The organism is Parachryseolinea silvisoli, assembly GCF_021190955.1.
Lineage (GTDB): Bacteria > Bacteroidota > Bacteroidia > Cytophagales > Cyclobacteriaceae > Ohtaekwangia > Ohtaekwangia silvisoli.
In genome coordinates, this window is the sequence record NZ_JAIOAO010000004.1 from 224,520 (window position 1) to 240,885 (window position 16,366).

At 52.5% G+C, this 16,366-nt stretch carries 10 protein-coding genes; 4 read left to right on the forward strand and 6 right to left on the reverse strand.

The genetic code is table 11. The annotated features are described in order from the left end of the window. The first annotated feature begins 17 nt into the window (after positions 1 to 17). Positions 18 to 1,577, forward strand: coding sequence for a SusD/RagB family nutrient-binding outer membrane lipoprotein (locus tag K7P01_RS23935; protein WP_267297109.1), 1,560 nt, complete (start codon positions 18 to 20; stop codon positions 1,575 to 1,577). 69 nt (positions 1,578 to 1,646) lie between these two features. Here the strand turns inward: K7P01_RS23935 and K7P01_RS23940 are convergent, their stop codons facing one another. The 5 genes from K7P01_RS23940 to K7P01_RS23960 all read right to left on the reverse strand — a co-directional run bounded on the left by K7P01_RS23940 (position 1,647) and on the right by K7P01_RS23960 (position 12,850). After that, complete coding sequence (locus K7P01_RS23940) at positions 1,647 to 2,987, reverse strand: DUF418 domain-containing protein (protein ID WP_267297110.1); 1,341 nt, start codon at positions 2,985 to 2,987, stop codon at positions 1,647 to 1,649. A 140-nt stretch (positions 2,988 to 3,127) separates the two neighbouring features. Next, positions 3,128 to 6,430, reverse strand: coding sequence for a VCBS repeat-containing protein (locus K7P01_RS23945; protein WP_267297111.1), 3,303 nt, complete (start codon positions 6,428 to 6,430; stop codon positions 3,128 to 3,130). Positions 6,431 to 6,528: 98 nt separating this feature from the next. After that, positions 6,529 to 8,130: a SusD/RagB family nutrient-binding outer membrane lipoprotein gene (locus K7P01_RS23950; RefSeq protein ID WP_267297112.1), complete on the reverse strand. Its 1,602-nt coding sequence runs from the start codon at positions 8,128 to 8,130 to the stop codon at positions 6,529 to 6,531. Positions 8,131 to 8,149: 19 nt separating this feature from the next. Then, entirely contained in the window at positions 8,150 to 11,287 is a 3,138-nt protein-coding gene (locus tag K7P01_RS23955; RefSeq protein WP_267297113.1) for a SusC/RagA family TonB-linked outer membrane protein, read from the reverse strand. A 330-nt stretch (positions 11,288 to 11,617) separates the two neighbouring features. Then, entirely contained in the window at positions 11,618 to 12,850 is a 1,233-nt protein-coding gene (locus K7P01_RS23960) for an aminotransferase class V-fold PLP-dependent enzyme (protein WP_267297114.1), read from the reverse strand. Positions 12,851 to 12,972: 122 nt separating this feature from the next. Here K7P01_RS23960 and K7P01_RS23965 point away from each other — a divergent pair, with 122 nt between their 5' ends. Together K7P01_RS23965 and K7P01_RS23970 are read left to right on the forward strand one after the other, a co-directional pair. After that, the gene (locus K7P01_RS23965; protein WP_267297115.1) at positions 12,973 to 13,431 is read left to right on the forward strand and encodes an Lrp/AsnC family transcriptional regulator; all 459 of its coding nucleotides are present in this window, start codon (positions 12,973 to 12,975) and stop codon (positions 13,429 to 13,431) included. 84 nt (positions 13,432 to 13,515) lie between these two features. Then, positions 13,516 to 15,000, forward strand: coding sequence for a calcineurin-like phosphoesterase family protein (locus K7P01_RS23970; RefSeq protein WP_267297116.1), 1,485 nt, complete (start codon positions 13,516 to 13,518; stop codon positions 14,998 to 15,000). A gap of 2 nt (positions 15,001 to 15,002) precedes the next feature. Here K7P01_RS23970 and K7P01_RS23975 read toward each other — a convergent pair whose 3' ends face one another. Further along, the gene (locus K7P01_RS23975; RefSeq protein WP_267297117.1) at positions 15,003 to 15,860 is read right to left on the reverse strand and encodes a helix-turn-helix domain-containing protein; all 858 of its coding nucleotides are present in this window, start codon (positions 15,858 to 15,860) and stop codon (positions 15,003 to 15,005) included. Positions 15,861 to 15,948: 88 nt separating this feature from the next. On the opposite strand from K7P01_RS23975, the gene K7P01_RS23980 reads away from it, so the two are divergent. Next, entirely contained in the window at positions 15,949 to 16,344 is a 396-nt protein-coding gene (locus K7P01_RS23980; protein ID WP_267297118.1) for a DoxX family protein, read from the forward strand. Positions 16,345 to 16,366 lie beyond the last annotated feature (22 nt).

Here is a 16,366-nt window from a genome sequence, read left to right on the forward strand (position 1 = left end):
TAAAAGACTACATAGCTATGAAAAAATATATTCTGGCACTCCTGACAGCCGCTGCAATGGTGGGCTGTACGGACAACTTCGAAGATTATAATACGGATAACACCGGCGTGGGTGACGATGCGAAGCTGTTGTTTCCCACGATGCAGCACGAGCTGTTCCACGACTATCAAACGGCACAGAACCTGGGTGCCGATGCATACGCGGGCTATATGATGTCCCCCAACCCGTTTTCGTTTCAAAACAACCTGAACTACGGTTTGGTAGACGGCTGGAACAACAATGCCTTTAAAGGTATGTATACATTCGTGTTACGAAATATCGACCAGATGCAGCGCAGCGGCCTGGGTCAAACCAACCCGGACCTGTGGGCTGTCGCGTTGATCATGAAAGTCGAGGCTATGCACCGCGTAACGGAGAAATTCGGTCCTATTCCGTATAGTGCGGCAGGGAAGTCCGCTACGAACATCGCCTACGACAGCGAGTCGGATATCTATAACCAGTTCTTCCTGGAACTCGATACTGCCGTAAATAACCTTGGAGCATTCGTAAGCAATCCTGCCAACGACGGTCAGAAACCTTTCGAATCGGTAGACCTGTTCTACGAAGGTGACTATACCCAATGGATCAAGTTTGCTAACTCGTTGCGTCTGCGTCTTGCTATGCACATCGCAAAGGTAGCTCCCGAAGTTGCCAAGCGTGAAGGAGAAAAGGCGCTCGCCCACGCTGGCGGATTGATGGAAGTACCCGCCGACGATGCCGCCCGCGAGGTGACCAACGGTACAAGCGATCTGTTCATGATTACCGAGCAGTGGGCTGATAACCGCGTCAACGCATCCGTTATCACGTACCTGCAGGGATATAACGATCCGCGTCTGCCAATATACGTAGCGCAGACAACGACTCCTGCCGCCGGTGATCCCGACTTCTCCGGCCAGTACATCGGTATTCGGATAGGTTCCGATATCGTCGAGAAAGCGAGATACACGCCCTACTCGAGTCTCAACACGGCGACATTTACCCAGACACGTGCCCAGCACGTTATGTCTGCTGCCGAAGTATGGTTCCTGAGAGCGGAAGCTGCCCTGCGCGGCTGGGCTGGCGCAGGTGACGCGCAAGCGAACTATGAAAAGGGTGTGCAGGTATCGATGCAGCAGTGGGGTGCCAATATCGGCAGCTACCTGTCCGACAACACCAGCACACAAGCTGATTACGTAGATCCGTTGAACGACGAGCGCAACATTGACGCAATGTCTAACATCACCATCGCCTGGGACAACAGTGATAGCGATGAACGCAAGTTCGAGCGCATCATAACCCAGAAATGGATTGCCATGTTCCCCGAAGGCATGGAAGCATGGACGGAATTCCGCCGCACAGGCTATCCCAAGCTGTTCCCGGTTTACGTCAATAGAAGTGGTGGCTCGATCGACACGGACGTCCAGATCAGAAGACTTCCGTATCCTCAGGCTGAGTTCCAGACCAACCGTACTGCCGTCGACAATGCGGTTACCCGCCTGAAGGGTCCGAATACTGGCGGCACACGCCTCTGGTGGGATGTTGACAAAGCAAATTTCTAGTAGTTCCAAATACACGAAAGGGCGTCTGGATCAGGCGCCCTTTCTGTTTTTACAGCGATAACCGAAGTGTTATGCTGCAGTTACCATCGTTCCTGAGACAGGCCGCACCAACGGCTGCCGCTTCCAATACGTCAAGCTCCGCCACACCCACTCCAACGGCCCGTACAGAAAATACCGCAGCCATATCGCGCTGAAGATAATCTGAAACACCCACACGCCCACAACAACATACCAAAGCTCGCTGCGGGTAAGCTTACCGTAAAATCCCAAACCATAGCCGTGAAAGAACAAGGTGCACAGCACCGACTGCATCAGGTAATTGGTAAATGCCAGCTGTCCCACGTTAGCAAAAGCGTTGAGAAACCAATCCATCCAGCCGCTCTTCCACGCCAGCACGATTAATCCGATGTGCCCGCATGTCACCAACAAGCGGTGTAACTGGTATATCTCGATCTTGATAGGCCGGATCTCCAAGTACCGGTAATAATCAAAATTCGCCGCGTGGTAGGCGTTCCCTTCCAGTATACCCCAGCCGAATCCCAGCGTATACCCCACGACGACAAACACGCCATACAGCCACAAAGGTTTGTCGCCGGTCAGGATGCCCGTCTTATAGAAGGCCATGCCCAGAAAGATGAACAACATCACGTCAAAGAAAAAGGCGTCATAGATCTTGGTGCTTTCAAATGCCCGTATCATCGGGGCCAGGTGTTCCCAAACTTCGGGATAGGACTTTTGCATCTCGTTGATCTTCTTCCCGGCGCCCTCGCGCAGTTTGGCAACGCTGCTTTTTTCTTCGATTGTCTTCCAGGCTTTAAGGTCCTCTTGTTGTTTGTCGGTCAGCGGCTTCTGCTGTTTCTCAAGTGCCAGGGCTGCGAGTGCCCGTTCGCGCACCGCCAGTCGTTCGGTGGTGCGGGACCAACCTTTATAGACCGTCACCGCAAAGCAAAAAACCGCGAGTACCAGCAGCAGCTTAACAGAACTATTACGAAAAGGAAATAAAAACAGTCCGCAAAGCGCATACGCATAGAGAATATCGCCGAACCACAGCAATACGTATGCATTAAACAAGCCGAAGAGCAACAGCCAGATCAGTCGCCGATAATAAATATCGGCTGCGGCAAGACCCGTGTGTTGCTTGGCGAGCCGGTGTACGAGCAACAACATGCCCGCGCCAAACAGCATCGAAAACAACCCGCGATAAGACCCTTCCACCAGGAAGTTGGTAACGTACCAGGAGGCAAGATCCACGGGGGATGTTTCGTTGTAGACTAATAGGTGGCGCGAAGCCTGATGCGGCCGGGCAAAGCCACCGATGTTCAGTATCAGGATGCCACACAGGGCAATGCCCCGAATGGCATCCAAAATGAAAAGTCGTTCCTTTTGTCGTAGAGGTTGTATTGTTTCCATAACGAGTATATAGCTAACGTGAAATTAATATACGGTGTACGCCGCTGGCATACACCGATATTTACATGAACGGTATAATCGGCGATATCAGTTCTCGTCGTGGCCGTTTTTGGTATAGGATACAGTATAGGTATATGATTTTACGGGAGTGGCCGTTGCGTCAGGCGATAGCATGTCAAAGGTTGTCCGGTAGCGCCACTCATTAGTAAAGTCGAGCCCCCGGTGGCAATCACCGCAAGTGCCCGCGTATCATGCCGCAGCTGCAAGCCGCTCTGGTTTTGAGGTAGATAGGAAAAGTTTCCTTTGCCATCATTCAACAGCACCGCACCGCTGAGCGCATCCGACCGGCCGACACGAACACGCACGTTTGTCTCATTGCCTGCCAGGATCAGATCGGAGTCGCCATCGTGATCTACATCACTGGTAGCAATAGCATATACCGGCGCAAACTGTGCCTGAACAGGCAATGCGTGCTGTACAAATCGGCCGCCTTGATTTTCGAAATAGGCCGTATATAAGAAGGGCGCGGAAAGCGTCGTCGCACCGTCCAGCTCTTCGGGGGTAAACATCGTGCTCAGCGTAGCGTTGGCATACGATGTGTAATCGTTGAACCGTGGCTTAAGGAACGTCACTTGCCCCAGCGCTTCATCGCGACTGGCAAACGGATAGGACTGATTGCCTATATAATAACAGAAGAAAGGATCGATCTGGTTGTCTTTATTAAAGTCTTTATAGACCAGCGTCGCGGGGTGTTCCGCTGTAACGTTGTACTGATGATTCGCCCCATAGTTACCGGCTACGATATCGACATCACCATCGCTGTCCAGGTCCTCCAGTTTCAGACAGTTCCACCAGCCCGACGTGTTCCCGGCAAAGAAGGTAGCCGTAGCATCAGCAAACGCTGCGCCGCCCTGGTTGATCAGCGTACGCACGGGTGTCCATTCACCGGCCACGACCAGATCGGTCTTACCATCACGATTGATGTCCGCCGCCTTCGCGTCGCGTATCATGCCCAATCCGGTAAATACGCCATCCGTACTCGAAGTAAAGGTGCCCTTACCATTATTGATCAGCAATACGCTGGCCGAGGCGATGGGGTATTGTCCCGGCGTTATACCGGTGCCGACAAATATATCCATGTCCTTGTCGCCGTCCGCATCCAGTACAGCAACGCATGATCCTGCCAGCGTTTCCGTTGGTAATGTACCGCGTGTAAACTGCCCGTGGCCATCGTTCAGGTATAGTCTATCTTGTAGCAGGGCATCGTTCGGTTGGAACTGATAGCCACCGCTCACCACGTACAGATCTGCATCGCCGTCGCCATCGGCGTCCAAAAAGGCAGCATCTTCATCCTGGTACGCCTTATCCTGCTCAAACACCGACACAGTCGCTTCCGTAAACGTGCCGTCTTTCCGTTGCAGCAACAAGGTGCCACGCTGGCCTTGCGGCCCGCAAAGGTAGAGATCTTCCAACCCATCGTGGTTGATATCCGCTTGCGCCATGCGCGGACCCGAGCGTGAGTACATCCGCGGCAACAGAAACTGACGCTTAAAGTCATTCACCCTGGGCGGAACATGTTGCCAGCCGGGGGCCTGGGTCGCCATGAACAACGGCTTTGCAGTAGGCGAATAGTGATAGAAAGTAGTGGCTTGTGCATACTCTGGTTCCAGCACGGTAGAGATTTTTGTAAAGTGCTGACTTTTATTATCCGGCCAGGTAATACGCACCGAGTCCACGCTGTCGGCGCCCAGGCCGATCTGCATAGGCGTGTAGCTGCACGACTGAAACCCCCGCACCGGTTCGAACTCATAGTGCTGGACACGACCCGGTTGGTATACCGTCACCTGCGTACCCGCGAGCGAGCGACCGGCATTATGCTTCCGCAGGTCTACGGTCAGAAATCTGGCCTGATGATCTTCCACACTGCGGTTGCGATATAGCACGGCTGGCTCGTTCAAGGTATTGACCACCAGGTCGGGGTCGCCGTCGTTATCCAGGTCGGCATACGCCGCACCGTTCGATTTGTACAACCGCGTTATGCCCCAGTCTGTATTCATTTTGCTAAATGTCAGGTTACCATTGTTCTTAAACACACAGTTGCCAACCTGAATGGACGGCATTTGGTCCAGGATTAACTGCAGGTTGGGCGCGGTGCCGGTGGTACGGGCCTTCACCTGCTCGTCTACCGTAAACTTCAGGAACTGCATGTTGGTATAATCTTTCTCATAACCGTTGGTGATGTATAGATCCTTCCAGCCATCACCGTCGTAGTCGTTAAACAAAGCAGCCCAGCTCCAGTCGGTATTCGAAACACCGGCCAGCTGCCCGACTTCTGAAAACGTACCGTCGCCGTTATTGATCTGCAGCATATTGCGCATGGTCTGGTCGTGAAAGCCTGCTTCCAGAAGCAAATTATACTTGTCGTAATTGTCATCACCCGACGAAAGTTTGATGCGTTCGTTGCTTTCAGGCAACATGTCGAGTGTGATGAGGTCAGTCAAGCCATCGTTGTTGATGTCTGCGGCGTCAGAGCCCATCGAGAATAACGATACGTGCCCTGTGGCAGTTGTAATGGTATTTTTAAACGTGCCATTACGTTGGTTGATATATAAATAGTCTTCTTCATTAAAGTCGTTGGAGATATACAGATCCGACCATCCATCGTTGTTGAAATCTGTAATCGCCAGACCTAGTCCAAAGCTCAAGACGTTATTGATGAGCCCTGCGCTTTCGCTCACATCCGTAAACTTGCCGCCGTCGTTCCGGTACAGGCGGCTGCCAAACTTATCGCCCTTCTGATGTTTAAGACCAGCCAGTAGTTTGCTAAAGCCGCCGTACTTCGGGATGGAGTGGTTGAGTACAAACAAATCGGGGTCTCCGTCTTTGTCGTAATCAAAGAATGCCGCTTGTGTAGAATAAGAGTCATCGGCCACGCCATACTGTGCTGCCTGCTCCGTAAAGGTCAGGTCGTGGTTATTGATGAAGAGCAAATTTTTACGTAGCGTAGAGTCCGTTCGCGCAGAGCGGCATACATATATATCGAGCCAACCATCCTGGTTTACATCGGCCAGTGTCACACCGGTCTTCCAACCCTGTGGCACGGCCACACCTGCCTGGGCCGTAATGTCTTCAAAAGTAAAATTGCCCTTGTTGAGGTATAGTGTGTTGGCTACCTGGTTGCCCGAAAAATAGAGATCAGGTAAGCCATCGTTATTCAGATCACCGATGGCCACGCCGCCGCCGTTAAAAAAGTAGGGGTAGTTCAATACGTGGTTGTCACCTTGCTGACGCACCGTATTGGTAAACGTCACACCCGATTGTTGCGGCGCAATTTCTTCAAAGAGGGTAGGGGCCGATGAAGTTGTAGCGTCGTGTTTACAGCCAGCGATAAGCACGGCGCCGCAAAGCAAAGGAATGAAACGTAAGAGGCAAATGGATTTCATGCCGCGAAGGGATAAGGTTCAGGTGTACCGAAAGATAAAAATGAAAAAGGTCAGGCAGTGTATACCGCCTGACCTTTTTTATCGAGGATTTTTGAGCATTAATTGCGTGGAATGACGTCCCACCACAGCGGTGTCTGCGTGTCATCCGGGCCGTTGAGCAAAGCTTCGCCAGTGGCAACGCCTTCGGGGTTGATCCCGCGCTCCGATTCGAGGAACGGAATGCGGCGAAGCCATTGCGAAGAAGGGTTTCCAATCAGCGGGTTGTCGGAGTTTACCACCGGGTACAGTTTCAGTTTATGACTGCGGCGGTAGTCGGCCCAGGCTTCCACTCCGTCGGGGAAGAGCGCGATCCATTTCTGGGTGGCTATCTGCTCTTCCTGGACTTCCAGGGTGCTACCGAATGCAACGGGAATATCCGTCATCGCCGGCGAGTTGAAGAAATCGTCGGGCTCGGTGGGTGTGTTGCCACTGGCGGCGTATGCCGCGGCTTGACCGGCCGTGAAGCCCCATTGCAGGAAAGACTGGGTGATGCCCGCCTCATAGTATTCCTGAGGTGTGCCGCCGCCCATATTCCAGTTTTTCAGAGCGCCTTCTGCGCGCAGGAACCAGGCCTCTGCAGAACACATAACATTCTGAGGTGTAGAGTTGTAGGTTGCTATACCACCGACCGATACAGGCGACCAGCGGGGTCCCTGCTGGGAAAGCGAATCCGTATGGTTAACAGCCGCTGCCATCTGACCAGGAGTCATACCGTTACGTACACCGTCATATTCGCGGCGAACTTCCGTGCCGCCGATCACCACAGGGTGATCCAGGTAATATTCCGATATACGCGGGTCTTCGTATCCTTTCAGGACCGATTCCATCGATGCGCTCATGCGAAATTCGTTCCACTGCATAATAGCCAGTCCGTTGCCATCGCCGCCGTTCAGCGAACGCTGTACCAGCGCGTCGTCGGCAGGGCTCTCTTCCATCACACCACCGGCAACGGCGGCTTCCGCCTCGGTTTGCGCACGCTCCGGGTTTACGTTTGAAATGCGCATGGCTAGCCGAAGCCGTAGTGTATTGGCGAATTTTATCCAAAGGTCTACATCACCGCCATACAGGATGTCATAGTTTCCGAACGGAGTCTCTGTACGTTTCCCCTCCAGCACAGTAACGGCAGCGGATAGTCGTTCAAAGAAGTTATTGTAGATTGCGTCTTGTGCATCATACGGTACGACCTCACTGTCTTGTAAAATCTGCGTGTAAGGGATTGGGCCCCAATAGTCCGTCACCCGGTGGAATGCATATACCCACCAGATGCTGGCCAATTGGTATTCTGCACTGGAAGGATCCGTCAGTTGAAATATAGCATCCAGTTGTGGTGCAACCTGCGTGTAGATCGGATTGAAGGCGGCACCCACCCAGTTCTGGTTGATGACCAGACGGTCAGACCCGAAGGAGCTCGCGGTACAGGCAAAATATTGCGCATACTGGTCGGCAAAAAGGTTCTGTGCGATCTGGTAATTGTTCTGGTTGTTCGGGGCCACCGACAAGGCCTTGCTGAACAGGAACGGAATTTCCGCTGCCGTCATCACGGTCACATTTCGTTTGTCGGTATTGATGCTTTCGTAGCTCTCCGTACACGCCAGCAACAACATGCAACTGCCCAACAACATACAGGTGGCGCGGAGTATATAGCGTTTTGTTTTTTTCATAAGTATTGTCATTGAATGCTTAGAACGTAAGTGTCAGATTACAACCCAGGCTGCGCGTAGAAGGAAGCGTTGCAATCTGAATTCCTTGATAGTTACCATTGCCCATGCTCATATCGGGATCTATTTGCATCTTGCGTTTGCCAAGTCCGGGTATATCCAGAAGCGACTCGCCGCGGTACAGCCAGGCCAGGTTTCTGGCGACGATCGAAAATTTAGCTGAACGGATCAAAAAGTTGGAAGGAACCGGTATGTTATAGCCGATGCTCAACTCGCGGATGCGGAAGTTGGTGGCATCATAGGCAAATACCTCGCCTACACCATAACGTTTTCCGGCAACGACGTTGTCACCGGCCGACCAGAATTGTTCGGCTGTAACGTTGGTTGCGACAGGGGTGCCGTTGGAATCAACACCACCAAGGTTCCAGCCTTCCTCGCGGTTGCTGGCCGTTACTTCGGCGATGCCACTGTTAGCCAGGTTCATCTCGGTTGCGTCAACCACGATGCCTCCGATACGACCGTCTATCAGCACGCGTGCCGAGAAGTTCTTATAGGTGAAGGAGTTTGTAATACCCATGGTAGCCTTCGGGTTGAAGTTGCCCAGGCGTGTATGCTGGCCGTCGGTAGTCGGCAGACCATTAGGCGTTACCACCAATTGGCCGTCGTCGTTGCGAACCCAGTGTTTGCCATACAGATCACCATAGCTCCCGCCTTTTACAGCGATGGGAGTCGCCAGGCGGCCATAGCCGGTGCCGCCTCCCAGGAAAAACTCGCCGTCCGGAAGAGAAGGGTCTATTTCAATTACCTTGTTTCGGTTTAAACCAAAGTTATAGGTAATATCCCAGCTGAAATCTCCGCTCTTGACAGGAGTACCGCTCAACACGGCTTCGATGCCCTGGTTCTGAATGTTACCGGCGTTGAAGTACTTGGATTCATAGCCTGTGCCAACAGGTTGACGTGCTTGAAGAAGTTGGTTGCGGGAGTTACTCTTATAGTAGGAAAATGTAAGCCCGAGACGCCCTTCCAGGAAACGTGCATCAAACCCGAACTCGATATTGGTTACCTCTTCGGGTTTTAAGTCTGCAAGAGCCTGTGTGTATTGACGGTGCAGAAAGCCATTGCCTGCACCAGCTTCATATGGATACGATGGATTGATAATGAATGGCTGGCCTCCGTTACCTACCACGGCGAAGTTTGCATTTAGTTTAAGAAACGATATTGCCTGTGGCATTGTCACCAGATCGGAGATCACGCCTGAAAGGCCGACCGACGGGTAGAACACATTATACGGATCAGGAAGTGACGAGAACCAGTCATTCCGGCCTGTTACTTCTAAGAAAATGGCTTCCTTATACGCAAAGCTTAACTGTCCGAAAACTGCCTGCACCTGTTGGTGAAAGAGATTTGATGCGTCGTAAGGATAATTAAAAGACTTTCCGTTCGACATGAGAAACAGGTTGGGGACGTTCAGGCCGTTCGCCTGCGAAACGTTGCGCTCATGTTGTTTGTCCTGGTAGATGGCACCGGCGCGGTAGTCCAGCTTTAAATCTTTATTCAGATCAAACGCACCGTAAAAATTCAGATCATACCACTGTTGAGTGGCGACCATGTCCATGCGTTCGTAGAGACCGCCGGCTGTCGTGGCCCATAACAACGTGCCGTCCGAGTATTTTGAATTCCCCATGTCAATTTGTTTGTCCAAATTGGCGCGGCCCGAAATCCCGAACTTCTTGCTGAATTCATATTTCGCGGAAATAAAACCCATGATGCGGTTTCGTGTCTCATTGATGCTCGTCATCTCTGTCATCCAATAAGGATTTTGATAAATGGACGAGAGCGTGGCAGGCCAGGGGGCCGGCGCCGGGGTGCCTACTTCGATAGGAGCCAGGTATTGTTTAACATCGCCAATACTCATACTCCGGGGCACCTGGTAGAGGTCGCTTACCGGCGCGTTTTCTTCACCCGTACGAGGGCGGCTATCGATGTCCTGGTAGATATAGGTCAATTTCGCATCCGTGGAAAACTTGCTGCTGATCTGGTTGGTCAGGCGCACCGTTGTCGTGTGCCGTTTCAAGTCGTTGTTGGGTATAATCCCCTTCACATTGTTATTGGTGTACGACAAATACGTCTGCATTTTTTCCGAACCACCTTGTACGCTGATGGAGTTGTTCAAGGTTACGCCTGTCTTGAAGAAATCCTTGATATTGTCCTCTTGAGGACTGTAGGTACGCTCTTGGCCCATGAGATTCGTATAGGTCTGCCCGTTCATACGTGCACCCCAGCTGTTACCGGATGCCATTGTTAGCGCTCCCTCTATACCCTGTCCATATGTATTTTGTACGGCTGGAAGAGTAAACGGCTTTTCAGCTGTTATCCCTGAGTTTATATTAACGGTGAATCTATCCTTCGTACCCTTCTTTGTCGTAATGACCACAACGCCGTTACCTGCTTCGCTGCCGTAGAGAGCAGCGGCAGAGGCACCGCGAAGAACAGTGACCGACTCGATATCGTCCGGATTGATGTTGGAAGCTCCGTCGGAGTTTTGTACCGCGCCGAAGTCGTTGCTCGCAGGAGAAAGCGATACGTTGTTGATAGGAATACCGTCGACCACGATCAACGCATTGTTGCTTCCCTGTAGCGAGCGGTTACCACGCATGACAAAACGTGCCCCACTACCCGGGCCACCCGAGCCCTGCGTGATCTGCACGTTAGCAATCTTGCCCTGCAGCGAGTTTACAAAGTTGTTTGCATCGCGAACTTCTGTCAATTGCTGCGCCTTAACCGTCTGGGTAGAGTACACCAGCGTCTTTGCCTCACGCTGCACACCAAGCGCCGTGACAACCACTTCGTTCAGTTGGGAGATATCCTCCGTCAGCACCACGTCAATGGACGTCCGGCCGGCCAGTGGTACATCCTGGGTGGCATACCCGATAAACGAAATAGTAAGCGTCGCGTTCGACACATCCGGGACACTCAGGGTAAAACGCCCCTCGGTATCCGTCGCCGCACCAACAGTCGAACCTTTCAATAGAACCGATACTCCCGGCATGGCACTTCCGTCACTCGCAGACGTGACCCTGCCAGTCACGCTCTGCCCATACGCCACTGCTGTTGTTAGCCACAAGAACAGCAAAGACGTAAGTCGTAGACTTCTTCTCATAATTGTAGTTTGGGTTTTGGGTTAGTAAATATTTTGAATCGACACGCTCAAGCGGAATTTTGTGCGTATCGATTACTTAGTAAAGATATAATGTTTTGAAACTAAAACAAGCGAAAGCGAGTGTGCGTGCACGCACACATGCAACAGTGTGTGCGTAAGCACAAGGTTTTGAAAGTTCAGAATAACGTTTTCGATCGTGTGCGGGGCATAATTACGGAATCACCCAATAGGTATGAAAATTTAAAAAATTTAGGGGCAGTGCCTGTAAAAAATACCCTAAAGACCCATACCGGTACCGTGTTGTGGGTGATATGGGTCTTTTTTAATCCTCTATTGGATTGTTTTTTCAAAAAACGACAAGAAAAGATTGAGCTCCTGGTCCGTCGTCAGGTAGTGCGGCGACGCCCGCAGCGCCCAGGAAACGCCCTTTTCATCAAAGTCCAGCACCGCAAAATCGCGGTAGCTTGGAACGATATTAATATGCTGATTCCGCATTTGCTGCACCAACGAAACCGGCTCGCCACCTATCACCGTAAAAGTCACCAACCCGCAAACATCCGGACCACGGTCCAATACCCGCACGCCCGGCAGAGATTGTAACCCTTGGCGCAGATTGTTGGCCAGCATCTTGACGCGTTGCTCGATGCGGTCTTCGCCTATCGCCAAACAATATTCGATTGCCTTGCTGCTACCCAATACCAACGCATACGCAAACTCCCAGTCTTCAAAACGCGTAGCATCCGGTTGTGGCGCATAGCGATCTTTCTCTTTCCAGGTGGCACCGCGCATATCCAGAAACAATGGTTCAAGTCCTGCCTGCAAGGCCTTGTCAGATATATAGAGGAAGCCGGTGCCACGAGGTCCCCGCAAAAACTTACGCGTCGTCACACTCAGAAAGTCACAGTGTAAACGTTGTACATCGAGCGTCATCTGGCCGGCCGATTGACAGGCATCCAACAGATAATAGGTCTCCGGATATTGGGCAGCGATCTTTCCGATAGCATATACCGGCTGCACCAGTCCCGCATTGGTCGGCACGTGGGTAATGGCCAGCAGCCGCGGCCGCAGCACGCGCAGCTTTACGTCAAGATCCTCTAACGATACGCCGCCCTCCGGCGCATTCTCCACATGCACCACCCGCACGCCAAACCGTTTCTGGCAGGAGAGGAACTGAATCTGGTTGGAGACAAAGTCGTCTTGAGTAGTTAAGATCACATCATCCCTCCGGAAGGGAATAGACGACAGCGCACGGCTATACGAATCGGTGGCGCTCGATGTAAACGCTATGTTGCCGGGCTTGGTGTTGAGCAACTGGGCGGCCTGCGTATAGAAGGATCGTACTTCAGGCTCGCGCAGGGCCGCGGCTTCATAACCCCCGATACGAGCTTCCAGGTCGAGGTGGTCATGCAGGGCCTGGATCACGGGCGTTGGCATCAGTCCGGCGCCGGCATAGTTGAGATGGACAACATGACTACAGCCCGGTGTGTCGCGCCGCAGCGCATCGACCTCGGCCGGAGTAAACGGGGCGACAGATAAGTCTTTGGATAAAGTTGGTTGATTCATAAGCGTAATCGTAAAAGTTTAAGGATGCAAAACTACCGGTGGCGCCGGGCGTGATTTCTGCAAAGACGGAGGGCAAACGCTTTTTTACTTTATCTTTAATATCCTAAACGGGTAAAAAACGCATGGACGTTGATCAGTTCGATAAACACCTTCTCCGGTTGCTGCAACAAAACAACCGGCTCACCGCCGACGAGCTTGCGCAGGAAGTAGGCCTTAGCGCATCGGCCGTGCAGCGGCGATTGAAACGCTTGCGCGAAGACAAGATTATCGAAGCCGATGTATCCATCATCGCGCCAGCCGTCGCCGGCATCGCTATCACCTGCATTGTCGACGTCATCCTTGAACAGGGGAACTCCAAAGCGCTCGATAAATTTAAAGCCACCATGCTGGCGCAACCCGAAGTGCAGCAATGTTATTTTGTCACCGGCAACTACGACTTCATTCTCATGGTGAACACACGTACCATGCAGGAGTACGAAGCCTTTGTGAAAAAATGGCTCATGGACAACAGCAATGTTAAGCACTTTTATACCCACGTGGTCATGGACCGGGTCAAGGTCAGCCATAGCCTGGCGTTATAATTAATAGAAACTTAATGCCCTGCATACCCGTTCGCCTGGCAATCCTCCCAATCTTTGCACGTAACCTGATTTTTTAAACTATATATGATACGAAGAGACTTTATCAAAGGATTGGGCGTGTTGGGTGCTGTCGCCATCGCTCCGGTTGTCACCCAGGCCCAGCGCCTCGTGGGCGCCAACCGCGACCTCAACACCACACAGCTCAAGGGACGTGTCCTGGCCAATGGGAAAGGCCTGGCCGGCGTTGCCATCACCGACGGCATCAACGTCGTGCAGACCAACGCCAGGGGCGAATACACCCTGCTGAGCAACAAGACTGCTTCGTACGTATATATGTCGCTGCCGGCGGGCTATGCATTTCCGCACGAGCAGAGCATCACCCAATTTTATCGCGCGATCGACCACCGTCAGAAGACTTTCACAGCCGACTTCACACTGCAAGCCCTTCCCGGCAGCGACGACAAACACGCTTTTGTCTTGTGGGCCGACCCCCAGATACAATCCAAAGACGACGCGCAGAAACTGCTGACCCAGTCGGCCCCCGACCTGAAGGCGCTGGTGAGCGGATACCCTGCCGGCACGCTCTTTCACGGCATCGGCTGCGGCGACCTGGTGTGGGATAAGTTCGAGTTGTTTGCCGACTACAAACAAGCCATCGCGCAAAGCGGCATACCATTCTTTCAGGTCATCGGTAACCACGACATGGACCTCGAAGCTCGCACCGACGAAGGCTCGTCCAAAACCTTTGAGAAAAACTTCGGCCCGTCGTATTATTCCTACAACCGCGGCAAGATCCACTATGTCGTACTCGACGATGTGTTCTTCGTCGGCGTAGACAAAAAATACATCGGTTACCTGGACGAGCGCCAGCTTGCATGGCTCGAACAAGACCTACAAAACATCAAGGCCGGTACTACGGTCGTGGTAAGCCTGCACATTCCCACCAACACAGGCAAGCGTCGCCGCTATAAAGAAGATGCCGACGACATGGGCGGCGTCGTATTGAACCGCGAGCGCCTGTATACGTTGTTGAAGCCATACAACGTACACATCCTCTCCGGCCACGCGCACGTAAACGAAAAATGGACGGAGAACAACATCACCGAGCACAACCACGGCGCAGTCTGTGGTGCCTGGTGGACCGGCCCCATCTGCAGCGACGGAACACCCAGCGGTTATGGTGTATACGAAGTAGATGGCAACGACCTGAAGTGGTACTACAAGGCCACCGGCCGCCCGAAAGAGCACCAGCTACGCGCCTATGTGCCGGGCCGCCACCGCGTATTCCACGACGAAGTATGCATCAACGTGTGGAACTGGGACAAAGCCTGGAAGATCGAGTGTTTTGCCGACGGCAAATCCCTCGGCAGTCCCGAGCAGCGCACTGAGCTCGATCCATGGTCCGTCGAGCTACACGAAGGCGCCACCAAGCCGGTGCCGCGCAGCTGGGTAGATCCCTCGCTCACCGATCACCTGTTCTTCATCAAACCGCCGGCAGGCACTAAAAACTTTGAAGTAGTGTGTAGCGATCGTTTTAACAATCGCTACACAGACACACTGACATTGTAATACTACGCACCGGCCACGAGCTTTTGCCCGGCCATCGATTTTTTCCGGAATACGGTAGGACTAACGCCCGCGTGTTTCTTAAAGGTGCGGTTCAGGTGGCTTTCGTCGGCAAAGCCAAACTCGTCGGCGATCTCGCGAATCCGCATGTCTGTATAACGCAGGCGTGTTTCGATCAGCTTGAGCTTATAGCCGGTAATATATTGTTGCAGCGACTCGCCCGTCAACTTCTTGAAATACTCGCTGATATAGGTGGGCGAGAGATTAAAACGTGTCGCGATCTTTTCGATCTTCAGCTGTTCGGGAGTATAGATATGTTCGTGAATATAGCTTAGCAGGGGGAGGGACGTGTCGGAGAACGGCTTGGAAGGCCCTTCGTCAACCTGCAGGGTGAGATTACGGGCAGCGATGGTAATGATGGTATTGACAAGCTGCGCCATCACCTCGTGGTTATGCGGGTGGTCATTGGCCTGCTCGCGTATGAGGGCTTCGACCAACGCGCGAATCAGGTGTTTGTCGGGGGTGTTCTTCAATATGCATACCGGTAGGTGGTTGTGATGGTGAAAGATGAACTCCATCTTTTGTACCCATGCGCGGCCTTGCGTTTTAAGGTAGCTATCATTAAAGCGTATAAAGAAGAACTTGGTAAAGGCCTTTACCTCAAAGCTGTGTTTGTCCTGCGGAAAGATCAGAAACATCTTGTTGGCGGCATACGCCAGCTGGTGTGTATTAATGGTTTGTATCCCTTCGCCTTCGAGAATAAAGACCAGCTCGAAAAATGTTTTCCGGTGCTCGCGCACGGCGTAAGCGTCGGTTTCCAAAAGCTCCAACGCAAACGGCTGATGAAGATTCCTGACTTCCATGACCTGTAAATGTACAGATCATCCCCCGAAATGTTCTATCCCGACGCTGAAATTGTCTCCACCTTTGTTGCGTAAAACAACGTATTTCATGAACACAACGTCTTTCTTATTGCTCCGCCTGGCCCTCGGTGCCAGCCTGTTAGGCCACGGCCTGGTACGTCTTCCCAAACTTGCGGGCTTCTCGCAGGGAATGGTTGGCGCCTTTCAAAAGTCCATGCTGCCCGCCGCCCTCGTCACACCCTTCACCTATGCCTTGCCTATCCTGGAATTCGTCATCGGCCTGCTGCTCGTCGCGGGACTCTTTACACGCCTGTCGCTTGTCGCCGCCGGCGTTTTGATGTTGCTCCTTATCCTGGGCACCTGCCTGATCGAGAGTTGGGAGGCGCTGCCATCACAGTTTATCCACGTGGCCTTTGCCGCCATTTTGCTAAACTTCCTGACCAGCAATACCTGGGCGCTCGACAACCTGCTGGGCCGGAAATAAAAGGCACATGCCATCCCGGCGG

Bases quoted from the DNA above. Each gene is read 5' to 3' on its own strand.
- K7P01_RS23940 (WP_267297110.1), bottom strand. From the start codon at position 2,987: ATGGAAACAATACAACCTCTACGACAAAAGGAACGACTTTTCATTTTG.
- K7P01_RS23935 (WP_267297109.1), top strand. From the start codon at position 18: ATGAAAAAATATATTCTGGCACTCCTGACAGCCGCTGCAATGGTGGGC.
- K7P01_RS23955 (WP_267297113.1), bottom strand. From the start codon at position 11,287: ATGAGAAGAAGTCTACGACTTACGTCTTTGCTGTTCTTGTGGCTAACA.
- K7P01_RS23970 (WP_267297116.1), top strand. From the start codon at position 13,516: ATGATACGAAGAGACTTTATCAAAGGATTGGGCGTGTTGGGTGCTGTC.
- K7P01_RS23945 (WP_267297111.1), bottom strand. From the start codon at position 6,430: ATGAAATCCATTTGCCTCTTACGTTTCATTCCTTTGCTTTGCGGCGCC.
- K7P01_RS23980 (WP_267297118.1), top strand. From the start codon at position 15,949: ATGAACACAACGTCTTTCTTATTGCTCCGCCTGGCCCTCGGTGCCAGC.
- K7P01_RS23960 (WP_267297114.1), bottom strand. From the start codon at position 12,850: ATGAATCAACCAACTTTATCCAAAGACTTATCTGTCGCCCCGTTTACT.
- K7P01_RS23975 (WP_267297117.1), bottom strand. From the start codon at position 15,860: ATGGAAGTCAGGAATCTTCATCAGCCGTTTGCGTTGGAGCTTTTGGAA.
- K7P01_RS23965 (WP_267297115.1), top strand. From the start codon at position 12,973: ATGGACGTTGATCAGTTCGATAAACACCTTCTCCGGTTGCTGCAACAA.
- K7P01_RS23950 (WP_267297112.1), bottom strand. From the start codon at position 8,130: ATGAAAAAAACAAAACGCTATATACTCCGCGCCACCTGTATGTTGTTG.